We start from the raw sequence: 21,865 nt of genomic DNA on the forward strand, positions 1-21,865 counted from the left end.
CTGCTCATGTGAAACATCCTTTCGATTCCCTGTTTTTACAGGAGTTCTATTCCTATTGTGATTTAGCTAGAGAATCATTGTATTCAGCGATAATGCTCTCGCCGCCAGCTTTTTTCCAACGCTCGATTTCGCCATCAAATCCTGCGGCATCCAGATTGCCCAGAATATAGCGGTAAGTAGCATCGTTAATAATTTGCTGAAGCTCTACGCCCTTCTCGCCAAATGTTTTGGAATCAAGCGCCGCTGTTGGATCGTTAATCAGCATGCTGTTGTTTTCGATAATGAGCTCCTCTGCTTTTGCTTTAGCTGGAAGCTTGTTGTAAGGACGCAGCATATCAATCGTGCTTTCGCCACCGACCTGCAAAATTTCGTAAGGCTTCTGCTCACGGTCTGTCATCTTCGTATCTTCAACTTTTTGCACTAAGCCGCCTTCTACGATCGTGTAATGCTTGTCTGGAACTCCCCATTTCACGAGATTAGCAAGCTCCGGCTCCATCAGCTTGTCATAGAATGCTAAAATGCTCTTCAGCTCTTCTTCCGATTTAACGGATGATTTCGGGAACAATACTAAGTTTCCGTAGCCTGGAATAGACCAAATACCCGCATCCCCGCTCGGTCCGCTAATGCGATTCGCTACATCGTAAAGGGCGTTTGGATTAATTTCCACGGTTTTCTGGTGCAAGCTTTGCACATCCGCCATTGAACCAATGTACATGCCCGCTTTTCCTGTAATGACCAGATTTTGCTGATCTTCCTTGCTCGTAACTGGGAAGTCTTTATTGATTAGACCTTCGTCATACAGCTTCTTGAAGAAATCCATCGTTGCTTTATACTGCGGGAACATAAATTCGGGCTGCAGCTTACCGTCTACTGTACCCCAGTTGTTTGGTGTTCCAAAATACGAGGCAACCGTCTTGAACGCGCCATATACCAAATCACTACGGTCAGTCAGACCAATCGTATCTGCCTTGCCATTGCCATCCGGGTCGCCTTCCTTAAACTGCTTCAGCATATTGTAGAGCTCATCCGTCGTTTTTGGTGCTGCGAGACCTAGCTTATCCGCCCAGTCCTTGCGGAAAATAATACCTTGACGCGATAGCGGACGCTCTTGATAGATGGCATACGTTTTGCCGTCTACTGCTGTATTTTTCACAACCAGCTCATCAAGCTTGCTTAAGTTTGGATAGTCCTTAATGAAAGGACCAATTTCCCAAAATTGGTTATTACGAATCGCATCGCGGAATAAAATGTAGGTGGTTTGATTTTTCATATATACAGCCTGAGGCAAGGAGCCCGTTGCAAATGACGAGTTCAGCTTTTCTTCATAGCTGCCATCCGGTACCCAGTTAATCGTCAAATCTGTGTTCGTTTTTTCCTCAAGCATTTTTTCAATTTCATCTGTAGGAACTTCAGGGGTATGCAGGTTTGTCATTATTGTCAGTTTGAAAGGAGCTTTCACTTCACTAGTAGATGCGCCTCCTTGATTAGTTCCCGATGTTGCGCTTCCCTCATTCCCTCCTGTACCTGATGCACAACCTGCCAAAATACAGCCTGCTAATGTCGTTGTGCACAAAACGCGAAATGTAGATGTCATTTGTTTCTTTCTCATGCTTTGACCTCCCGAATTTGGAATTCATTTAGGTGCTCCTGTTACCCTTTTATCGTATAGCCCGCTAGGGTGGTTTGCCTATAATCACCACGCCATATGTTATGGCGCAATCCCTTGTGGCGCAAGGGTTACAGCCAAATGTGAGTTAAGGATTATAGCGGTTATGCCCTAAATCCAGCCCTTTTTCCGCCCAAAAAGCGCAGCAAAAAAAGCATGCAGGATGTAGCCTAATTGCTACCTGCATGCTTTTTGAAAATACTGTAAATAATTGGAAAGTATTTAATTTCTCAGAATGAAACGCGCCGCATCGCCAGAGGACGGTGCGAGCCGTTTCACCTTGAATCGTTTCACTTTCAAGCTGAGCTTGGTGTTGGAACAGCGCTCGTTTCTACAGCTTCCGCTCCCTTTGATGATTCCTCCATACTTGGGGTTTCGGTTGCTGGAGCAGCCGTTGGGGTTGACTCAACTGATGGCTCCGACGCGTTCGGTGCGTTCGGACTCGGTGAAGAAGGAGTCACCTCTGGACGTGCAGTCGGTATAAGTATCGGGGTCGGGGTTGGAGTCGGCGCTGGCTCGCTCCATGGCCTTGTAATACTTTTAGCTATCCATCTGCTCCCTAGTCCGCTTAGCTGGATTTCATACCAGCTTCCTTTTTCCCTCGTCACCTTATAGACACCTGCGTTAACGCTGGTTGCTGTCTCCCGATTCAGAGCAGGAAAACGATAAGTTGTTGCTGGCGAGGTCAGCTCGATGGTGGCAGAGGCTTTCTTTGCTTTTTCGCTCTGCATCGCTTGTTCATAAGCTGTCGTCCCAATAAGCCACATCGTATCCTTATGCTGCTTCCATATCCGCTCCCAGTAGCTGAGCGGCACATTCGTCTCCCCTACAGCAGGAGCGATTTCCGGTGTAAGCGCTGGTTTTCCGAACTCGGTAATAAACCAATCGGTAAAGCCTCCACCCGAAGGATTCGCTTCCGGGGCTACCGGTCGGTAGCCGGTCATGGCTGCATAAGCTTGAACAAATGCTCGATCCCTTGGCAAATTAGATGCCTTCGTCTTAAAGTTCCAAAATATAATTTCACCCGATGAATGATAGGAAATCGCAATTTCCGGTTTTAGCTGCTTTGTGAAATTGTACATAAGCTGGGCTTCTTTCGCTTCCAACGACTTTTTGCCTTTATAATTTTTATAGGAGGGCGCATTCTCGGCTTGGCGAATCGTTTCCCAGTCGGCGGGATACTGCCTGTTTAAATCGACGCCTTTGCCATTGGCCTTCCAGCGTTTGAAATCGCGGCTATTTTTGTTCATTTTAATTAATTCGGCATGATCCTGCTGCGGAAAAGCAGCTAATCCCTTTTGCTGAAGGGAAACGCCATCGGGATTAACCATAGGCACGATTTGAAACGTAATGTGGTCGAATAAATCAGCCGTATTAAGCTGCTTCCACACTCCCCGCTTAGCTGCACTTGCAGCCATTGACTCCGCCATATTCATCACCGTAATGGTCGTGATCCATTCCCTAGCATGATGGGATGCATTCAGTAAAACATTGACGGGGCCATTGCCTATTTCTATCACCCACAGCTCGCGTCCATATTCACTTTTTCCGATGCTCCGATAACGGATCAGCTCCGGATAAGCATCGGCGAGCTTCTTTATATCATTCGTCATTAATTCATAGCTGTATAGCTGCTTTGGATTTACAATCGCTTGCTTGGAGCCCCCTCCATTAGCTGCTATTAAAGTAGGCAATACAATTGCGAAAATAAGCAGCAAGATAAACGTTCTTGTTCTCAAAAACAAATGCATGTAAACAAGCCCCTTGTCTATGTTCGATAGAGTTAAACATCATCCATGGAATTTCGACAAAAAAACTATATTTACCTGCTATATTTACAAAATAATATAGTTGCGAGTCTATCATTTATCCGTCTTAAGGCGGAGTAAGCTTTCATTCTAGCGATCCTTTTTATACGCTCTAATGTCCTGTAAAATTCCCATTGAATACAACGCTGCTCAAGGTGAAACGGTTGTCGCCGTCCTCTGGCGGCATGACGCGTTTCAGTCCGAGAAATATAAGCACAATTTATACGTGAAAACTTATAAATTCTTATATTTTAAAAAAAATGAAAAAGGAAAGGTGAAAACGATGACAGCCTCTCAACCTGCTTCAGCATTTTCGCTGTTAAGAAATCGCTTTGTGCAAGCGATACTGATGTCCACTTTATTTTTGCAAATCGGCATCTGGGTGCGGAATATCGCGGTGCTGCTTTATGTGAAAAAAATGACGAATGATGATGCATTCGCCGTTTCGCTCATCTCCGTAGCTGAATTCGCGCCCATTTTCGTATTTTCGTTTATTGGCGGGACGTTTGCCGATCGCTGGCGACCCAAGAAAACGATGGTATGGTGCGATCTGTTAAGCGCCTTATCCATTCTAGCCGTACTATTGGCCATGGAGAATGGGACTTGGCACGCCGTCTTTTTTGCCACATTAGTTTCAGCCATCTTGTCCCAATTTTCTCAGCCTGCTGGCATGAAGCTGTTCAAGCTGCACGTGCCTGAGCATCTAGTACAGACCGGGATGTCGCTGTATCAAACGTTGTTCGCCATATTTATGATTTTCGGCCCCGTCATTGGGACATTTATCTACCAAAGCTACGGCATCGAAACGGCCATTGGTGTAATGGGAGCAGCCTTTCTATTATCTGCTGCTTCGCTAGCTTTCCTGCCGCGTGATCGAGACGATGCTGGGGAGCAGCAAAATTCCCGGGTGCTGGAGGACATTAAGGCCGGCTTCCGCTACGTATGGTCAAGTAAAATACTGCGTACACTCGGCGGCGGCTTCATTGCTGCTGGACTTGGGCTCGGCTTAATTCAACCAATGGGCATTTTCCTTATTACGGAGCAGCTTGGGAAACCGGAGGATTATTTACAGTGGTTTCTATTAGTAAACGGCATTGCCATGATTATCGGCGGCGTGCTTGCGATGAGCTTCTCCAGCAAGCTATCGCCGCAGAAGCTTCTAGCGATTGGCATGACGGTCGACGCCTTAGCAATGATCGCTATGGGACTATCAAAGGATTACTGGTTCACGCTTGGTCTTCAGTTTATAAGCGGTTTTGCACTGCCATGCATCCAAATTGGCATTAATACTTTGATATTACAAAATACGAAGGAATCCTTTATCGGCCGCGTAAATGGTATTCTAACACCGATGTTCATGGGCTCTATGGTCGTAACGATGATGCTGTCGGGTTTAATGAAAAATGCGATTTCGCTCACGCCTATGTATATCATTGCAGGTTTATTTTTCCTTGCAGGTGTAGCCATTCTCCTTCCATTATTCAAGTTGCAGAGCAGAATTGAGCCTGTAGCTGAGAAGGCTTTAGCTAAGTAAATAAGCAGATCGTAAAAAACGCTCCCCCACCTTAAGTGGAGAAGCGTTTTTTACTGCTAAGAGAACTCTCGTTGTTTAGATTGCAGCACCGTTGCCAGGAAAGCAAGTGTCAGCCCTTGGCCCCAGCCTTGAATCCTTTTATAGGATACTCCTTTATAGCCTTCCGCGTCATTCATAACAGCTGTACCAGCCGATACCCCTTGTACGGTGCCATCCTCGGTAATTTGCTCCAAAATGCCATCAATCGACTTTTGGATGTATTTATTGTACAGCGATCCAAAAGTGAACAAGCCTGCCGCGATGCCTGCGGAACCGGATGTTTCCTCATAGGAGGTAGGGTCGTTCACAATCGTATGCCAAAGTCCCTTCTCTGATTGCAGACGCACTAGCGCAGCTGCCTGATCGCGCAGCGACCCTTCAATAATCATAAAGGATGGGTGCTGTACGGCAATGAGCGGAAGCGCTTTGGCCATTGTAAGCGAAGCCCAGCCATTGCCGCGCGCCCAAAATATGCTCGACATATGATTTTGCGCAATATTATCCCAGCCATGATAATACAAGTTGCTGACAGGGTCCTGCAATACACGCTCATGTCCATGATATTGCAGCAGCCCGTCCTCCAAATAATCTTCCCGTCCCAGAAGCTCGCCCATGCGAATGAGGAAGTAACCCGCCATCATCATCGTATCAACCCACGCCTGCTCAGGGAAATTATACGTTTCAGAATTAACCGTATGCTGGAAAATGCCTTCGGCAAACCGTACCGCATCGTTTTGTAAATAATCTGCCATTCTAATTGCAATATCTAAATACTTGCGGTCATCGGTTGCCTTATACAACGTAATAAGAGCGTGGCCAATGGATACGCCATTAACCGAAAGCTTAGGCAGTTCATCCTCCAGCTTTTCATCGACCCATTCTTTAAGCAGCGTTAAATATTTTTCATTCCCCGTTGCCTCATAAGCCTCACATACGCCGAAAAATGCGACGCCGCCGGGCCAATCCCAGCCGAAATCCATACGAAATGTACGGTCTACGACTTTATCAATCACTTCAAGTATATGCTGTTCATCAAATTGCAGTTTTGGCATTTCACTCGTCTCCTCATGATGCATGATGACTATTTCAACCCGCTTGTGCTTATTCCTTCAACAATATAGCGCTGGAATAAGAAGAATACACCTAACACCGGAATCAAGCTTACGATCGACATTGCGAACATGGCACCCCAATTGGATACACTTTCGCTATCGAGGAACATTTTCAAACCAAGTGATACCGTATAAGCGCTTGGTTTATTCAGATAAAGCAACGGCCCCATTAAATCTTCCCAACGCCAGTAGAAGGAAAAGATCGAAGCAGTTGCCAAAGCCGGAATAATGAGCGGCAAAATAATCCGTAAAAACAAGCCAAACTTCCCAACTCCATCAATCGTAGCCGCTTCATCCATCTCTCTTGGAATGGTCCGTATGAATTGAACCATCAAGAAGATAAAGAATGGGACACCGAAGTATTGAGGGACAACAATCGGCGAAATTGTGCCAATCCAGCCTAGCTTGGAGAACATAATGTATTGCGGAACAAGTACAACGTCATGTGGCAGCATGAGCGTAACCATCATAATCCCGAACCAGATCGCTCTACCCCTAAATTGCAGACGTGCGAAGCCAAAGGCGATAAAGGCGGAGGACAATACCGCTCCAATCGTCGAGAGAATAACGATTTCCAGCGAGTTTGTAATAAAGCTCATGAAGGATTGTCCAGATGACCCAATCCAGCCCGTAACGTAGTTGGTCCAAATCCAAGGATCAGGAATGAGCGAGCTCGATGTTGTGAAAATAACATTACTAGGCTTAAAGGAGCTCATGAGCAGCCAAATAACAGGATACACCATAACGATTGCCAGCAGACCAACGAAAATGTGATAAATCGGCCACTTGAATTTTTTCAGTAACATGTTTAGCGGCCTCCTTCTGTTTCATAGTGAACCCAAAGCTTGGATGTTGCAAATACTGCCGCTGTTAAAACGCCAACGATGATGAGCATAACCCATGCCATAGCCGATGCGTAACCCATATCGAAAAATACGAAGGCTTGACGGAACAGATACAAGGAGTACAGCAGCGTGCCATCCAGTGGACCACCCTCGCCTTTGGAAATAATGTAGGCTGGAACGAAGGTCATGAATGCACTAATTAATTGCATAATCAGATTGAACAAAATAATTGGCGTCAGCATGGGCAAGGTGATGCGGAAAAACTTTGTAAAGAAGCCCGCACCATCAACACCGGATGCTTCGTACAATTCAGTCGGAATATTTTTCAGTCCCGCCAGAAAAATCAACATCGAAGAACCAAACTGCCATACCGATAGCGTTACAAGCATGAACAATGCGGCATTGGGATCACCGAACCAGCGCACGCTGTCTATTCCTATCGCGTTCAGCATCACGTTGATAACCCCTTGATCACCGAACAAGTTCCTCCACATAATAGATACTGCGACGCTTCCTCCAATAATTGAAGGCAAATAATACACCGTTCTATATAACCCGACAGCTTTCGAGGTTGTATTCAAGATCATAGCGACGAATAATGCAAAAATCAGCCGCAGTGGGACACCCAGAAATACGTAAAGCATCGTAACCTTTAGCGATTGCATATAACGGTCATCCGAGGTAAACATAGAAGTATAATTTTCAAGCCCTATCCAGCTCGGTGCGGACAGCAAATCATAATCCGTAAAGGAGAAATAAAGAGAGGCAGCCGCAGGTATGAGGGTGAAAATAAGAAAGCCAATGACGAACGGAGAAATAAAGGTATAGCCAACGAGATTATTACGCAAGGACAATGATTTCATCATTACCAGCTCCTGCTCCTAGTGAGGTCTATTAAGTCGGTTTAAGGGAAGGGCGATGAGCCGTTTATAAGCGCCATCGCCCGCTTTTCCAACCTTTATTTATTTTTCTTCAATACGTTTTCTGCATCACTTCTAAATTTCTTAGCAGCATCCTCTGCCGAAATTTGTCCGTAGTTTAACTGCTCTGTCACGCTTTTCAGCGAAGCAAATACTTCAATTGCACCGATAGGATCAACTGGATCCATTGGGGAGCTGTTTTCCTCCGACCAAGCTACATAATCAAATACTTGAACTTGCTCTGGGGACAACAACGGTTTAAGCTCATCTTTAATGACGCTGGATACTGGAACGCCGCGCTCGCCGAGAATCAGCTTGTTAGCTTCCACATCATTAACGAAGAAGTTAATAAATTTCGCTGCTTCTTCCTTCGCTTTCGAGTTTTTGGAAATCGAGAAGAACATGCTCGGTTTTAGATACAAACCTTCTTTAGCTCCTGGGTTCAGCATTGGAGCAATTTGCATCGGACGGTTAACCGCTTGCTGCAGAGCAACAAACTGGTTGGACCATTGCCATACACCGACTTGCGTGCCTTTTACCGTCATATCGTCCTCAACACCCTTAATTTGTGCGAGTGTATCAGGCGTTGGCGCAGCGCCGGATTTAACTAGATCAGCCAATTTTCCAAAGAAATCTACGAACAATTGATCATCCTCATAGCCAAGTCCATTGCCGGCTTCATTGTAAAGCTTCTTACCTACTGTACGGAGGTAGTAGCCGAAGAACACTTCTGCACGCATGCCGCCATCGATGTAAATACCGTTCTCCTTCGCTTTCGCCGCGATGGACATATAGTCATCCCATGACCAATTTTCTGGAATGCTGTCTACGCCGGCTTTAGCAAGTGTTGCCGGATCGTATTGGAAGCCGAGTGAGTTGACGCCAAGGTTCATTCCGTACACGCCTTCGCCCAATTTACCACCGTTCAAAGCATTTTCAGAAATGTTTGTTACATCAATTTCTTTGCCGAAAAATGGTGTCAGGTCTGCTAGCTGGTCTTTACCTGCATACTGTGCATAATAGCCAGTATCAATTTGCATAATGTCTGGAAGCTCATTAGCTGCCGCTTGCGGAGCGATTTTTTTCCAATAGTCATCATAGTTTGCATATTCCACTTCAATCGTTACATTTGGATTTTTTGTTTTGTAAAGGTCAATTACTTTTTTCGTATATTCATGACGTGTTTCAGAACCCCACCATGACATACGAAGCGTTATTGGCTTGTCGCCGCCACCGCTGTTTGTACCTGCATTAGTACCTGCTTCCGAATTCGTTCCTGCGTTGCTGCCACAAGCGGTAGCCAGCATAAGTGCGGACGCCATGAGGGCGAGAACAACTTTTTTAGCTTGCTTCTTCATTTCGTATTCCCCCTTATTTCTTCTTAGTGTTTATTTATGTTGCTTACAAATCAAATTATAGCGCTGTGAATGCGTTTTCTTAATAAAGAAAACCGCTTTTTTTGTTAAAAAAACAGAGATCACTATACGGTTATAGTGATCTCTTGTAGTCGGATGGCGTGTACCCGGTATGTTTTTTAAAAACTTGGCTAAAATATTGCGGGTTGTCACCGAAGCCAAAACGCTCGGCCAGCTCGAATACTTTAACGTCCTCCGTCCGCCCAATTTCCTCCATCGCCTTCTCCACACGCAGCTTCATGACGTAGGCTGAAAAACGCTCGCCCGTTTCTTTTTTGAACAGCTTGCCTAAATAATCAGCATTCATATATAAAATTTCATTGGCTACCCAGTTGAGTGATAATGCGGGATCAGCTATATTCGATGCGATGACCTCAATCATTCTTTTAATAACCGTCGATTGCTTGCTGGAAAATGAGTCAAAATTCGCCTCACAGATGTCTTTAGCCGCCTGAATCACGAAAGCTTCAATAGCCTTCAACGTCTCCAGCTCGTCAAGTCGTGCCAGCATTTGCAAATAATCGTTTAAGCGTTCTGGTGCACTTTGCCGAGCAATGGAAACGAAGAACGGAATGACATATGATTTCGTCAGCACCGTATCCATGCGCTGATCGGCCAGCAATTGAAAAAAACGCCCCAATTCCTCGCTCGCTGCTTCCCAGTTACCCGCTTTAAGCTCCATGCCAAGCTGTTCTTCGTCATAGTCAAAGCTCGAAAGCCGCTCCGCCGCAGCGGTTGAAAGATCCTGCGGCGTAATAATCGCCCCCTCCCCTACATGAAAGCGGAAGTTCAGACATTCAAGCGTCTCGCGGTACATTTTGCGAGCATCGGTAATTTCCCCGGCGCCGCTGACAGCAATCGTCGTTTCAAGCTTATAAAAATCAGTGAAGGTGCCCTTCATGCCTGATAGCCGAGCGAACAGCTGCTCCTGCTGCTCCGTTTCCTGAATAAGCAGCAGGACGTGACGACCAATCGTTGTGCTAAGCAGAACGATCTCCTCGCCAAGCTTTTCCTCGGCAATGTTCGTCAGCGCAAAAATATGCTCGTATTCGAACATTCCTTCCACCTGCATCAATATGAGCCTGATTGGCAAAGTCTCATGCGTAATATGAAACATTCGGCGGTACGTATCCCAATCGCGCTTGCCATATGTTTTATTCGTAACCAGCTCTTTAAGAAACTGCGCTTTCGCATGGGGCAGCACTCTGGTCAGCTCGTTTTGAATCGTTTGAACGAATTGATGCTGCGTGAGCTGCGATTGGAGTTCTTCGATAACCTCCGTAAGCGCCTCCGTAATCTTCGTCTCATTACAAGGCTTAAGCAAATAATGCTTGACTCCATAAGTCATCGCAGTACGTGCATAGTCAAATTCACTAAACCCAGAAAGCAAAATGAAGGCAATTTGAGGATACAGCTCTTTCACCCGTTCTACGAGCTGAAGACCATCCATGCCTGGCATTTTGATATCTGAAATAATAATATCAGGCTGTTGTTCCTCTATGAAAGTCAACGCTTCCAGACCATTTCTGGCTGTCCCGATTAACTCTGCCCCGGAGCTTGCCCACGGTACAATTTGTGAAATCCCTTCCAAAATAATACGCTCATCGTCTACCAACAGCACTTTGAACAAGCTAATCCTTCCTTTCGTAAGGCAGCTTCAAGCTGACTGCCGCCCCTTCCTTCGGCTGGCTGCTCACATGAAGGCCATATTCCTCACCATACAGCAGCTTAATTCGCTCATCAATATTTCGCAGCCCAAGCCCGGTTCCTTTCGCCCTCGCTTCGCCGCTTAACAGCTTATCGGCATACGCCTGCTCCATGCCAGGCCCGTTATCCCGTACAACGATGTACAGGTAATCTTCCTCTGTATAAGCCTGAATGCTAATGGTACAGGTGTCAACCATTTCTTCCAATCCATAATGAATGGCATTTTCAATTAGCGGCTGCAGCGCCAGCTTCGGCAAGCCACAAGTGAGCAGCTCAGCCGGAACATCAAGCTTGAAATCAAGGCGTTCCTCAAAGCGAAACGTTTGAATCGTAATGTAATGATTGACAATTTCCAGCTCCGTCCGCAGTGGAATAATCGACTCTTTCAGGTTAATCGACGTACGAAGCAAGGAGCCGAGCGCCTCCACCATTTGTGAAATTTGCAGCTGATTGCTCATTTTAGCGCTCCAATTAATTGAATCCAGTGTATTATACAAAAAATGCGGATTAATGTTCGCCTGCAACGCCTTGTACTGCGTATCCTTGATTGCGAGCTGCTTGACATAGTTTTCATGAATGAGCTCATTAATTCGCTCGACCATAATACGGAAGTTTCGCTGCATTTGGCCAACCTCATCCATTGCAAGCGCCCGCTCCGCCGGGGCCTCGACATAATCAAAATACCCCTGTTGAATGCGTTTCATATTGGCGTTAAGCCGTTCAATCGGCTTGGTGATGCCATTAGCAACCCTCAGCGCGAATATGCCCGATATAATAAACAGCAAGCCAAAGGCCGCAATAACGAAATTTTTGACCCCTACCAAATTGCGAAAAATATCATCAAACGAGATAATTGTATAATAATGCCAATTCATTCGATTGGAGGCGACATAGGTGACAAAAAAGGAATTGCCCTCACGCTCCATAATGCGGTATCCGCTGGTGCCCGCTGTCAAACTTACAAGCTCTTCAATGGGAAAAATAGCATTGTCCGGATATATAAGTTCCGCACCTCTGGCAATCATCATATTGGCTCCACTGCTGTCAAGTCCGGCTGACAAGTCATGAAACAGCTTAACCGCATCCACACGCACAACAATGGTGCCTAAATAATCCATATCCAAATTTTTATAGCTGCGAATTTCACGGGCAGCCGACAATGCACTGTCATTTTCACCAGGCGCCACCCATGTATTGCCCCCTTCATTTCGCTTCGTCTCCAGCTTAAGCCGCTCTAGTCTTTCACGGGATAAATTTATCGTTCGTACACCGATTGCATATGCCTTGTCATGCACATCATATAGCTGAACGGAATGAATATATTTATCCAAACCACCCAAATTAACGACGCGATCCTGAATATTGACTTGAAGCACGTAATTATCGTATTCCGTTCCACCGCTCTTAATGGTCCGCAAATATTCCTGTACCTTGGTGTCTGTTGCTATCGTATAGGACAATTGCTCGATTTTTCGAAGCTCATTCTCAATGCTTACAGCAGAGAGACTTAACGCTTTGGCAGATTGCTCATAGATTTTCTGATCGTAGATGTCGAAGGCATATGTCTGAAGTACGCCGCCAAGAACCGCAACGGTTAGGAGAACGGCGGAGAGGAGAAGAAACAGCTTATGTTTAATACGCAAATTCGCATAAAGCGCTCTCATATTACGCAAAGGAACTGCCCCCTTATCGAAAATAAGCGCTCCGATTGGAGCGCTCATCACCTATTGCTTCTAGTTCTAGGCCTTACGATATTTTAAATACAGTGTAATTTCGTCGCGATTGTGGAACAACTGCTTTGCCCTCTCAATTGTAAAAGCGGAGCTGAGCCGCTCTGACACATCTCGAATCGTTTGCAGCGGCTTGCGGTGCATAAGCTTAATTGTAATAATCGCTGTAGCTTCACGAGCCAATGACTGCTGGAGGTCAAGCACGAGCCTGCTCATTTGCATCGGACTCCAGCTCATATCGCAGACGAGCAAATCATAGGCTTCGGCGGGCAGCTTCACATCCGCTGCATTACGCTTATGATAGGTCAAAGCGTAATGTCCATTCAACGAAGGATGCAGCTCGCCAGGGTCGACGGCCGTTACTCGAAGGCCACGCTCCAGCAGCAGCGATGTCCAGCCTCCTGGTGCTGCACCTATATCCAGCGCTTGCTGGAATGTTTCATAATTCAAGCCAAACTCCCGCTCCGCTTCAAGCAGCTTGAACTTTGCACGGGAAATTTGCCCTTCCTCCCGTTGAAAACGCACCGCGCCACCCGGCCAATCAGACAACATCTCGCCTGGTGTGCCAAAGCCTACATAAAGCTGCCCGAATGCTGCATATATCGCAAAAATCATATCTGGCTTTTGTCTGGCGGATTCGGCACCGATTTCTTCGAGTACCGCATCCAGCACCGCTTTCGTATCCGCTGCAGAATACGGGTAGTCGGTTATTTTCGCCTTGCGCAAATGAATGGATACCTGCTTGTCCACAAAAGAAAGCTGTGCATTCCGCACAACTCTGGACAGCTCTTCCAAATCATCCGCATTGCCGCTTGTCTCAATGACACGGTCAACCGGCTGCAAATGCCGCAAAAAAATCGGCTGCTGCCGCTGAACCGCTTCCAAGGTTTCTTCCCTTGAAAGCGGGCTTTCAAATAAAAACACTTCACCAGCCGCAAGCTGTGTCACTTTCAGCTGGCCTAATAAACGCCTCAGCTCTTCTACCGCATAGACAGCATATCCTTGATTAGCCGTACCAATCCACCGGCTCATAACGCCACCTCCCTAACATCACACAAACCTTTACAATGAAGCAATTTCCTCCAGCAGCGAGAACGGCATCGGCCCATTATGCACTTTCGTTTCCTTCGGTGCATGGGCGTACAGCATCTGGTACATTTGTACCCGCCCTGCCGCGCTGGAGGTGTGCAGAAATACCTGCCTCGGATAACGTCCCGTGCTCACCATATGGCGAACAACCTCTGCACCCGTATCCTGGTTCCAGCCCAAGTCATAATCAAGAGATAAAATATCAATGTCTTCTGTATCAATAATTTGCTTGCATTGCTCAGCATTCAAAGCAAGAACAAACCCTTTTGGGCAATGCCTGTAATCGTCTAAAAAAAGATGAATCATGAACGATTCCCCCGTTCGCGACTTTAGCTTTCCTCTTGCTCCGTTTGGCAGGAAGGACATACAAATGCCTTGCGTGCAGCAGTACCGACAACTTCAATTGGGGTACCGCAAGTACCGCATGCTTCCCCCGCACGCTCATAGACACGTCGCTGTGTGTAATAGCCGCCTGTCAGGCTGTCATCCATCGTAAGTGGCTGCTCCACGCTGCCTCCCTTACCGGCCGCTTCTTTCAGTACGGCGTGCATCGCCTCATAAAGACGCTTCCATGCCTCTTCCTGAATAAGCGGAATTTTGATATCCGGGCGAACAGCGGCAGCATATGCAATCTCATCGGCATAATAGGAGCCGATTCCACTGATTACCTGCTGATCAGCCAGTGCGGCCTTTAGTGCTCCGCGTTTTTTACGGAACAACTGGGTAAACTTTTCAAGCGTCAGCCTCTTATCGAAAGGATCTGGCCCGAGCTCTGCCAGCACCTGCGCAGTTTCCTTTACTGATAATAGATGCACGAAGCCCTGACGCATACCTGAAACATAAAGGCTTCCCTTTTCCAATTGAATGACAATTTGCGCCTCGCGCTGCGGGCGTTCATCGCCTTGCCCATAAAACAGCGCCGCACCAGCATCGAGCTGCGCAAGCAAACGTTTGCCGTTATCAAGATGCAGCAGCAGATGCTTGCCACGGCGCTCAACAAACCAGATCGTTCTATTCGTAAGCGCCTCGTCAAACTGCTCAGCAGAAACATTTAGAAGCTTCTCTTGCAGCACCTGCACGCCTGTAATTCGGTCTCCTGCGAGCCGTTCTGTTAATAATACGCGATAATTTTCTATTTCCGGCAATTCCGGCATTGCTGCTTCGCTTCCTTCCTGTCTATACGCTATCCCTATGACAGCTGTCCGTAGTTTCCGTAATATAAGAGATCAGTTCATCTAAATTTCTACATATTTTATCCGGTTCACAGCCTGCGCGTTCCGAATAGTGCTTATAATTTTTCTCTGTTGTAAGTCCTGTTAACACGAGCAGTGTCCCACAGCCCGAAGCACGGCCAGCCGCAATGTCCGTAGCTAAATTGTCGCCGATTACCCAAGTGTCCGCAGCCGGAAGACCCAATTGCTTTAAAGAATAATCCATCAAGATAGAGGACGGCTTGCCAATGACAATCGGCTCCTTGCCCCCTGCTGCTTGCAGCATCGCTCCAATTGAACCAGCCCCCGGCATTAAACCGCCCTCTGAAGGAAGCAGCAAATCCGGGTTCGTTAAAATAAATGGAGCACCGCCATGAATATAGCGAACCGCAAGTGAAAGCCGCGAATAGCTTAGCTCGCGGTCGATACCTTGAATAACGAAATCCGGCTGTTCTTCCGTTAGCCGCAAGCCCGCTTCTTCAATAGCCGCGCGCAGACCTGCCTCCCCAATAACAAATACAGAAGCCCCCGGCTTTAGCGAGGCTGCATATTCAGCAGCAGCCTGCGCCGAAGTACACACATCCTGCTTCTCCGCCGGAATATCCATCCTGTTTAACCGCTCCGCTACATCTCCCGGCGTAGCCGAAGAATTGTTCGTAACGAAGCGGTAAGGAAGCTTCAGCTCTTTAAGCTTGCGCAGTAAGGCATCTGCACCATCAATTCTTCTCGTTCCATGATAAAGCGTGCCATCGAGATCGATGAGCAAGCCTCGCATGGCAGGCAAATTATGTCCCATGATTCCCCAGCTTCCTTCCTATCTTGCCCTGCAAGCGCAATGTTCGCTTGCGAAGCTCTGCAAGCTCCGCCCGCTGCTTGGCAGTCTGACGCCCCCGAAGCGGATGGCTAAGCGCCATCTGCAGCGCTTCGTCCGCATATAATAAAGCCGACTCATAATCTTTCAGCTTATGTTCGTAATACATAGCGAGCTCGATAAAGGCACTGTCGTCGCTTGCCCCAAATTTGAGCGGCAACATTACAGCCTTCTGCCACAATAACACAGCTCGCCGCCAATTTCCAGCCTTCTTGTCACGCGCAGCGAGCAGCAGCAAAGCATTAAGCGTCATGCCTGGATGCTGCTCCGCCACCGAGAATAGGCGTTCTGCCTTCTCCGCCTGTCCCATCTTCTCCAGCCATAGTCCTGTTCGAACGATTTCCTCTGGCTCTTCCGGCATCGGAAGGGGGCCGCGGCCAGCTTCACCGCATAGTAAATGCCCAAAACGGATCGCCAAGCTTGCAAGCGAGAGCATGTCGATTTCATTATGGCGGAATACACCTGCCAGCGGCTCCGGGTTTTGATCGGCTAAATATTGAAAATACAGCTGCGGGGCAAGCGAGCCCGGCACATCATCCACGCGTTCGATGCCAAGCCGCTCTTCCTCCACATGACTGAGCCTACAAGATGCAAGTGTATTGCGCCAAATGCTTCGCGCAGGATGAAGAAAATCCAGATGTAGCGGCGCCCACACTTTGCTGCCAAAGCCATTCAAAATAAAGCGGTTCAGCATAACGGGCCAATCAAATGTTCTTCCATTGTACGTTACTAAATACGCATAGGTCGTCAGCTTCTCCTTCAAATAGGCGAGCATAGCTCGCTCCTCAGCCGGATGGCGAATTAACGCCTGCTCTACGATGAACTGCTGTTCCTGCCAGTAGGCGATGCCGACCATAAACGGCACATTTCCCGTCCCGACCCCAAGGCCGGTCGTCTCCAAATCCAGAATGAGCAGGTGCTCTGCGCTAATCTGATCCCCGTGAAAAGCAGATAGCCCTTTGCTCGCCTCCTTAAGCTCCGAGAGTCGGTGAATGCCATGCTGATGAGCGGCGGCATACTTCACTTCACGCAGCAAGAAGGTGCCGACTTCATTGGTTTTCAGCTTGACTCCCATAGCAAGCCAGCTCTCGGGAAGCTGCTCGGGGCCTGCTTCTGTTTCTTCTGTTGCTGATTGTGAAACAGCGCCATCCGAACTGGCAGTATGGGAAGCGTCAAGTTCATTAGCTTTGCTATTGGCTAGTAGGTTGGTTTCTTTATTATCTTCTATTATGGTTTCTAGGGAGCCTTCTATAGTGACTTCTAACTCAGGCTCTCGAGAGAGCGGCTCCCCTGCACCCGCCGGTGCTCCTCCTGTGCTGCTAACCGCTCCAGTTGCGCTGCTGCGCAGGCGATTCATTCGCTCTCGCAAACTGCTCATATATTTCCCTCCGCTTCCTCCAGAAGCTTAAGTGCCTGCTCCTTGCCCAGCAGTCCGACCTCTTCAATGGGTCCGACACAAGCAGGGCAGCCGCTCAAGCAAGTACAGCCGCGAATGAGCGACTTTGCCTGCCGGATCAGTTCATCATGCACCTCAAACAATCTCTCGCTAAGGCCGATACCGCCTGGATACCTGTCATAAAAATAAATCGTCGGCTTCTGTGTATGCACAGCCTTCACCTGCGGCACGACGCGAATATCATAGGGATCGCACATTAGATAAAGCGGTGCAATATGAACCAATACATTCGCAATGCCCAGTAAGGCGTATTGCATTTCATTTTTGCTTTTGCGCGCGGCAGCCTCTTCGCTAAACGAGAACCAGTAGCCGCTCGTATGCAGCTCCTCCTCTGGTAAATGAATAGGGCCTGAGCCAATATTTTCATGGCTTCGCAGCCGAATTTTTTTGAAAATCGTCGCCTTCGCATTCAGCGCCAGCTCGCCGTATTGCCGCGTGAGCTCGCCCGATTCGCGCTCTTTGTCTACGTATAGCACCTTCAGCTCAACTGCGAGATTCGCATCCGTGTAATAATCGACATCGACTTTGCGCACATAAGCTTTCTTCTCGGGGTAATCCAGCTTCTCTACTTGATACTGCACGCCCTCATGAATGTATATCGCTTCTTCGTGAATAAGCGTCGGAGCGCTGAATCGATCGACTTCACCGAGTACGCGGCTGCCCTCCGTCATATCAATGATAACAAAATTTTCCTGCGCCGCGGAGCGCAGCGAAATGTTATGGGCGGGAAACGATTGCTCCATCCAGTACCAGCGGCTGCCTGCACGGTGCAGCACCTTTTCCTCCGTTAAAAACTCCATCATGTCCGCAAGCGACTCCTCCCCAAATTTCTCGCCCTCTTCAAAAGGAAGCTCGTATGCCGCACATTTCACATGGTCAATGAGCACAAGTAAATTATCAGGATGAATAAGTGCACGCTCCGGCGGCCGATTGAAAAAAAAGTCAGGATTTTGAATCATATATTGATCCAAAGGATTGCTGCTCGCCACTAAAAAAGTAACCGCGCTGCCCTGGCGTCGTCCCGCACGTCCCGATTGCTGCCAGGTGCTTGCTACTGTGCCCGGATAACCGTTCAGCACGCAAGCTTGCAGCTGCCCAATATCAATACCGAGCTCCAGCGCATTCGTGCTAACGACGCCGCGGATTTCCCCGCTGCGCAGACCGCGTTCGATTTCCCGGCGCAGCTTAGGCAAATATCCACCGCGATAGCCGCGGATGGTTTTCGCCTCAAGCTTGTCTTTTATAATGTCCTGCAAATAGGTCAATAGCAGCTCCACACGCACCCGACTGCGGGCGAATACAATCGTCTGCACGCCTTGGCGCAGCAGCAAGCCCGCCAGCTTCCTCGTCTCCAGCACACTGCTGCGGCGAATGCCAAGCTGCCTGTTCACAACAGGCGGATTATAAAATATAAAATGCTTTTCGCCCGTTGGCGCACCATTATTATCTACGAGCTGCACAGGCTCGCCTATTAGCTTGGCCGCATGCTCGGCAGGATTGTCAATGGTCGCTGAAGCGCAAATAAATTGCGGATTAGACCCGTAAAATCGGCAAATTCTTTTGAGCCTGCGGATCACGTTGGCAACGTGACTTCCAAACACGCCTCTGTATGCGTGAAGCTCATCAATCACGATATACTTAATATTTTCAAACAGCTTAACCCATTTCGTATGATGCGGCAAAATCGCCGAATGCAGCATGTCCGGATTCGTCACGACGATATGTCCAGCGTTGCGAATGATTTGCCTCGCCGTTGGAGGGGTATCCCCATCGTATGTATTCGTCTTGAGATCAACGTCCATCAGATTGGCAAGCGCCTGAAGCTCAGCCACCTGATCCTGAGCCAGCGCCTTCGTCGGAAATAAATATAGCGCTCGTCCTTCATCATCTTCCAATAATGACTGGAGCACCGGCAAATTATAGCATAACGTTTTGCCTGAGGCAGTCGGGGTAACCGCTACAATGCTATGGCCTTCTCGAACGAACCGATAAGCCGTCTCCTGATGGGTATATAGTTCATTAATCCCCTTTGTGCGCAGCGCTTCCGCAAGCTTCGGATGCAGATCCGCAGGCAATGTCGCGGTACTAGCCTCGCGCGGGGGAATCGTCCGCCAATGGGTGATATTGTCCATAATATCTTGATCGTGCTTCAGCAGCTCCAGCCATTCCTCGAGTCCCGAGGTCTTTCCCGTCCAGCGGTTCATGACTGCTTCTCTCCTTGTATCCTGACTTATCATGTTTATTTGCTTCTTTCATTTTACAAGAATACATGTTCGGCCTGCAATTTTATTTTTTGGGTATCCGTTTATTGACAACTAAGGGCATGACGATTACAATGTGTGTATATTAGATTATTAGATAATTATCTAAATATCGAAAGGAGGCAATCCCTCATTGTCGATTAACCAAGCGTTTAAGGCATTATCCGATCCGACGAGACGAACGATACTTGATTTATTGAAAGAGCGGGATTTGACAGCGGGAGAAATTGCTGAACATTTTCAAATGACTAAGCCGAGCATCTCCCATCACTTAAGCTTGCTTAAGCAGGCTGAGCTGGTGTCGGATGAGCGTAAAGGGCAGCATATCTACTACTCGCTAAATACGACTGTTTTTCAGGATTTGCTCAAATGGATTGCTTCGTTTCAATAAAAGCCTAACCAAAATGAACGACCTGACCTTGGAAAGGAACGATGAACAATGAAAAAGAACACATGGACTTGGCTCATTATCGCACTATCTTTTATGGCCGGGATGATCTTCTACTCTTCTCTGCCTGACACCTTGCCCGTGCATTGGAATGCATATGGCGAACCAGATCGGTATGCCGGCAAAATGTTTGCTCTATTTCTTATCCCGGTCATTATGGTGCTGCTTATGCTTTTGTTTAAATATTTGCCGAAAATCGACCCCAAGCTTGCAGCAAGCGACAGCACCCTTAAAAGCACGGAAATCATCAGTCAAGTTCTGATGCTTGGCCTAACAGCGCTTCAAGGCTTTACCATCGCGTATGGCTATGGCGTTCAATTAAATATTCAAATAATTGTTATTCCGTTTATCGGCATTTTGTACATTACGATTGGAAACTACTTGCCGCGTATGAAGTCCAATCGTTTTGTCGGCATCAGAACACCACAAACGCTAGATAACGAAAAGGGATGGCGCAAAGCACATCAGCTTGCAGCCAAATTATTTTTCTGGGGCGGCTTTCTCATTATCTTGACCGTGTTCCTGCCCGGTATGGTGCAAATAATCAGCTTTCTGACACTCATTGTACTTATTTCCGTCCTATCCGTCATCGCTCCCCTCTTTGTGGCAAAAAAAAGCTAACCCCCTTAATAGAGCGTTAGCTGTTCTACTAATAAAAACAGGATTAAACGTGGGGTGGCTCCCACGTTTTTTTATTCCAGCCTAGTCGGTGCTTCAGCACCTTCATATCTGCATCGAGCGTCACAGCTACCCCAAACGGCATTTGCTGCTTATTCCAAAAACGCACATCGCTCCACGTAACTTCATAACCGTCAAGCTTCTTCTGCACTTGCACATGTACACGTTCGGAAAAGGACAACAGCGCTTTTACACCCTCTTCGTTCATCGCCGCATGTACGACTGGAGCCAGCTCTGCGTCATTCGACTTGCTTACTGTCGTCTCAATCTGAACCAAGCCTCCGGCAACGGTGCCTACTGCGTAATGGTCGCCGCAGTCTGCCGTAAACTGCCAGCTATAGCCAAGCAGTGATGGTACAAGCGTTATGCCTGTACGGATGCCCAAGCATTCCCGCAGCAGCCGCTTCACCTTTCGGCTTATTAGCAGCCTCCATCCGATGTAGAGAGCCGTTATGGTATAAATAATGGCAAACATCGGACCTGGCACGGCTATGCCAGATGCCCAAAGAATACAGCCTGACCCATGCAAGGCAAACAAATACGGATCAAACAGGCATAACGTATCTAAATGAAGCCATTTTTGCGAAATAGGTCTAGCGCATTGCACCCCAAAGGAATTGAACAAATCCAGCAGAATATGAAAACAGACCGCTGCGAACATCCAGCCTACAACTTGCCAGGCCAGCTCCGGCACGCCATAAAGCCACGCAATTGGCCACCCTAGCAACGACCAAACGGCGGGTGCAGGCAACGAATGCGTAATACCGCGATGATGGCGAACATAGGCCGCTTGGCTTTTTAAGCGCATCACCGTATCAAAATCCGGTGCATGGCTGCCGAGCAGCGTCGCCGTCCCTACGGCAAGCATTGCAGCTGGCTGCGCAGCCAGCGCAGGGTCAAGCATCGCGAGTCCCCCTAGTGTTGCGCCGAACAATAAATGGCTTGCTGTATCCATAACGAATCAGCCTCCCGATGTGTAAACTGCTGTTCACAGCCATCATAAGGGGCTATTGTCAACGCATTATTTTCAGCATATGTTGATTTCGTAAGGGGTACCCGTGGCTGTCGTATATTA

18 protein-coding genes are annotated in these 21,865 nt (G+C 47.7%); 3 read left to right on the top strand and 15 right to left on the bottom strand.

Features of this window, described 5'->3' with window-relative positions; translation table 11 throughout:
• Window positions 1-52: 52 nt before the first annotated feature.
• Both V5J77_RS14190 and V5J77_RS14195 read right to left on the bottom strand, forming a co-directional pair.
• Entirely contained in the window at window positions 53-1,609 is a 1,557-nt protein-coding gene (locus V5J77_RS14190; RefSeq protein WP_338551493.1) for an extracellular solute-binding protein, read from the bottom strand.
• Between the two features lie 353 nt (window positions 1,610-1,962).
• Window positions 1,963-3,417: a M14 family zinc carboxypeptidase gene (locus V5J77_RS14195; RefSeq protein WP_338551494.1), complete on the bottom strand. Its 1,455-nt coding sequence runs from the start codon at window positions 3,415-3,417 to the stop codon at window positions 1,963-1,965.
• Between the two features lie 340 nt (window positions 3,418-3,757).
• On the opposite strand from V5J77_RS14195, the gene V5J77_RS14200 reads away from it, so the two are divergent.
• A complete protein-coding gene (locus tag V5J77_RS14200; protein WP_338551495.1) occupies window positions 3,758-5,008 on the top strand; it encodes an MFS transporter in 1,251 nt (416 codons plus the stop codon).
• A gap of 56 nt (window positions 5,009-5,064) precedes the next feature.
• Here the strand turns inward: V5J77_RS14200 and V5J77_RS14205 are convergent, their stop codons facing one another.
• From V5J77_RS14205 to V5J77_RS14260, 12 genes are all read right to left on the bottom strand, one after another.
• A complete protein-coding gene (locus V5J77_RS14205) occupies window positions 5,065-6,099 on the bottom strand; it encodes a glycoside hydrolase family 88 protein (protein ID WP_338551496.1) in 1,035 nt (344 codons plus the stop codon).
• 29 nt (window positions 6,100-6,128) lie between these two features.
• On the bottom strand, window positions 6,129-6,965 hold the full coding sequence (locus tag V5J77_RS14210; RefSeq protein ID WP_338551497.1) for a carbohydrate ABC transporter permease: 837 nt from the start codon (window positions 6,963-6,965) through the stop codon (window positions 6,129-6,131).
• 2 nt (window positions 6,966-6,967) lie between these two features.
• Window positions 6,968-7,867, bottom strand: a complete 900-nt coding sequence (locus V5J77_RS14215; RefSeq protein WP_338556795.1) for a sugar ABC transporter permease — start codon at window positions 7,865-7,867, stop codon at window positions 6,968-6,970.
• A gap of 95 nt (window positions 7,868-7,962) precedes the next feature.
• Window positions 7,963-9,282, bottom strand: a complete 1,320-nt coding sequence (locus V5J77_RS14220) for an extracellular solute-binding protein (protein WP_338551498.1) — start codon at window positions 9,280-9,282, stop codon at window positions 7,963-7,965.
• Window positions 9,283-9,412: 130 nt separating this feature from the next.
• A complete protein-coding gene (locus tag V5J77_RS14225) occupies window positions 9,413-10,960 on the bottom strand; it encodes a response regulator (protein ID WP_338556798.1) in 1,548 nt (515 codons plus the stop codon).
• 10 nt (window positions 10,961-10,970) lie between these two features.
• Window positions 10,971-12,710, bottom strand: coding sequence for a histidine kinase (locus V5J77_RS14230; RefSeq protein WP_338556800.1), 1,740 nt, complete (start codon window positions 12,708-12,710; stop codon window positions 10,971-10,973).
• Window positions 12,711-12,785: 75 nt separating this feature from the next.
• Window positions 12,786-13,808, bottom strand: coding sequence for an SAM-dependent methyltransferase (locus V5J77_RS14235; protein WP_338551499.1), 1,023 nt, complete (start codon window positions 13,806-13,808; stop codon window positions 12,786-12,788).
• A gap of 30 nt (window positions 13,809-13,838) precedes the next feature.
• Window positions 13,839-14,171, bottom strand: coding sequence for a cyclic-phosphate processing receiver domain-containing protein (locus V5J77_RS14240; protein WP_338551500.1), 333 nt, complete (start codon window positions 14,169-14,171; stop codon window positions 13,839-13,841).
• A gap of 23 nt (window positions 14,172-14,194) precedes the next feature.
• Window positions 14,195-15,019, bottom strand: a complete 825-nt coding sequence (locus V5J77_RS14245; RefSeq protein WP_338551501.1) for a DNA-formamidopyrimidine glycosylase family protein — start codon at window positions 15,017-15,019, stop codon at window positions 14,195-14,197.
• A 22-nt stretch (window positions 15,020-15,041) separates the two neighbouring features.
• Window positions 15,042-15,872 (bottom strand): TIGR01457 family HAD-type hydrolase, encoded by an 831-nt coding sequence (locus tag V5J77_RS14250; RefSeq protein WP_338551502.1) that lies wholly within the window; start codon window positions 15,870-15,872, stop codon window positions 15,042-15,044.
• Window positions 15,862-17,325 carry a ribonuclease H-like domain-containing protein gene (locus V5J77_RS14255; protein ID WP_338551503.1) on the bottom strand — a complete coding sequence of 488 codons (1,464 nt, stop codon included), beginning with the start codon at window positions 17,323-17,325 and terminating at the stop codon, window positions 15,862-15,864. Before V5J77_RS14255 ends, V5J77_RS14250 begins: the two co-directional genes overlap by 11 nt.
• Window positions 17,322-19,607 carry a DEAD/DEAH box helicase gene (locus tag V5J77_RS14260; RefSeq protein WP_338551504.1) on the bottom strand — a complete coding sequence of 762 codons (2,286 nt, stop codon included), beginning with the start codon at window positions 19,605-19,607 and terminating at the stop codon, window positions 17,322-17,324. Before V5J77_RS14260 ends, V5J77_RS14255 begins: the two co-directional genes overlap by 4 nt.
• 196 nt (window positions 19,608-19,803) lie before the next feature.
• Between V5J77_RS14260 and V5J77_RS14265 the strand changes: the two genes are divergently transcribed.
• Window positions 19,804-20,055 carry an autorepressor SdpR family transcription factor gene (locus V5J77_RS14265; RefSeq protein ID WP_338556803.1) on the top strand — a complete coding sequence of 84 codons (252 nt, stop codon included), beginning with the start codon at window positions 19,804-19,806 and terminating at the stop codon, window positions 20,053-20,055.
• Window positions 20,056-20,103: 48 nt separating this feature from the next.
• On the top strand, window positions 20,104-20,733 hold the full coding sequence (locus V5J77_RS14270; protein WP_338551505.1) for a DUF1648 domain-containing protein: 630 nt from the start codon (window positions 20,104-20,106) through the stop codon (window positions 20,731-20,733).
• Between the two features lie 43 nt (window positions 20,734-20,776).
• Here the strand turns inward: V5J77_RS14270 and V5J77_RS14275 are convergent, their stop codons facing one another.
• Window positions 20,777-21,745, bottom strand: coding sequence for a metal-dependent hydrolase (locus V5J77_RS14275; RefSeq protein ID WP_338551506.1), 969 nt, complete (start codon window positions 21,743-21,745; stop codon window positions 20,777-20,779).
• Between the last annotated feature and the right edge of the window lie 120 nt (window positions 21,746-21,865).

Source organism: Paenibacillus sp. KS-LC4, assembly GCF_036894955.1.
Classification (GTDB): Bacteria; Bacillota; Bacilli; order Paenibacillales; family Paenibacillaceae; genus Pristimantibacillus.

Excerpts from the sequence above, each read along its gene's own strand:
- V5J77_RS14190 (WP_338551493.1), bottom strand. The coding sequence starts at position 1,609 with ATGAGAAAGAAACAAATGACATCTACATTTCGCGTTTTGTGCACAACG.
- V5J77_RS14195 (WP_338551494.1), bottom strand. The coding sequence starts at position 3,417 with ATGCATTTGTTTTTGAGAACAAGAACGTTTATCTTGCTGCTTATTTTC.
- V5J77_RS14200 (WP_338551495.1), top strand. The coding sequence starts at position 3,758 with ATGACAGCCTCTCAACCTGCTTCAGCATTTTCGCTGTTAAGAAATCGC.
- V5J77_RS14205 (WP_338551496.1), bottom strand. The coding sequence starts at position 6,099 with ATGCCAAAACTGCAATTTGATGAACAGCATATACTTGAAGTGATTGAT.
- V5J77_RS14210 (WP_338551497.1), bottom strand. The coding sequence starts at position 6,965 with ATGTTACTGAAAAAATTCAAGTGGCCGATTTATCACATTTTCGTTGGT.
- V5J77_RS14215 (WP_338556795.1), bottom strand. The coding sequence starts at position 7,867 with ATGAAATCATTGTCCTTGCGTAATAATCTCGTTGGCTATACCTTTATT.
- V5J77_RS14220 (WP_338551498.1), bottom strand. The coding sequence starts at position 9,282 with ATGAAGAAGCAAGCTAAAAAAGTTGTTCTCGCCCTCATGGCGTCCGCA.
- V5J77_RS14230 (WP_338556800.1), bottom strand. The coding sequence starts at position 12,710 with ATGAGAGCGCTTTATGCGAATTTGCGTATTAAACATAAGCTGTTTCTT.
- V5J77_RS14235 (WP_338551499.1), bottom strand. The coding sequence starts at position 13,808 with ATGAGCCGGTGGATTGGTACGGCTAATCAAGGATATGCTGTCTATGCG.
- V5J77_RS14240 (WP_338551500.1), bottom strand. The coding sequence starts at position 14,171 with ATGATTCATCTTTTTTTAGACGATTACAGGCATTGCCCAAAAGGGTTT.
- V5J77_RS14245 (WP_338551501.1), bottom strand. The coding sequence starts at position 15,019 with ATGCCGGAATTGCCGGAAATAGAAAATTATCGCGTATTATTAACAGAA.
- V5J77_RS14250 (WP_338551502.1), bottom strand. The coding sequence starts at position 15,872 with ATGGGACATAATTTGCCTGCCATGCGAGGCTTGCTCATCGATCTCGAT.
- V5J77_RS14255 (WP_338551503.1), bottom strand. The coding sequence starts at position 17,325 with ATGAGCAGTTTGCGAGAGCGAATGAATCGCCTGCGCAGCAGCGCAACT.
- V5J77_RS14260 (WP_338551504.1), bottom strand. The coding sequence starts at position 19,607 with ATGAACCGCTGGACGGGAAAGACCTCGGGACTCGAGGAATGGCTGGAG.
- V5J77_RS14270 (WP_338551505.1), top strand. The coding sequence starts at position 20,104 with ATGAAAAAGAACACATGGACTTGGCTCATTATCGCACTATCTTTTATG.
- V5J77_RS14275 (WP_338551506.1), bottom strand. The coding sequence starts at position 21,745 with ATGGATACAGCAAGCCATTTATTGTTCGGCGCAACACTAGGGGGACTC.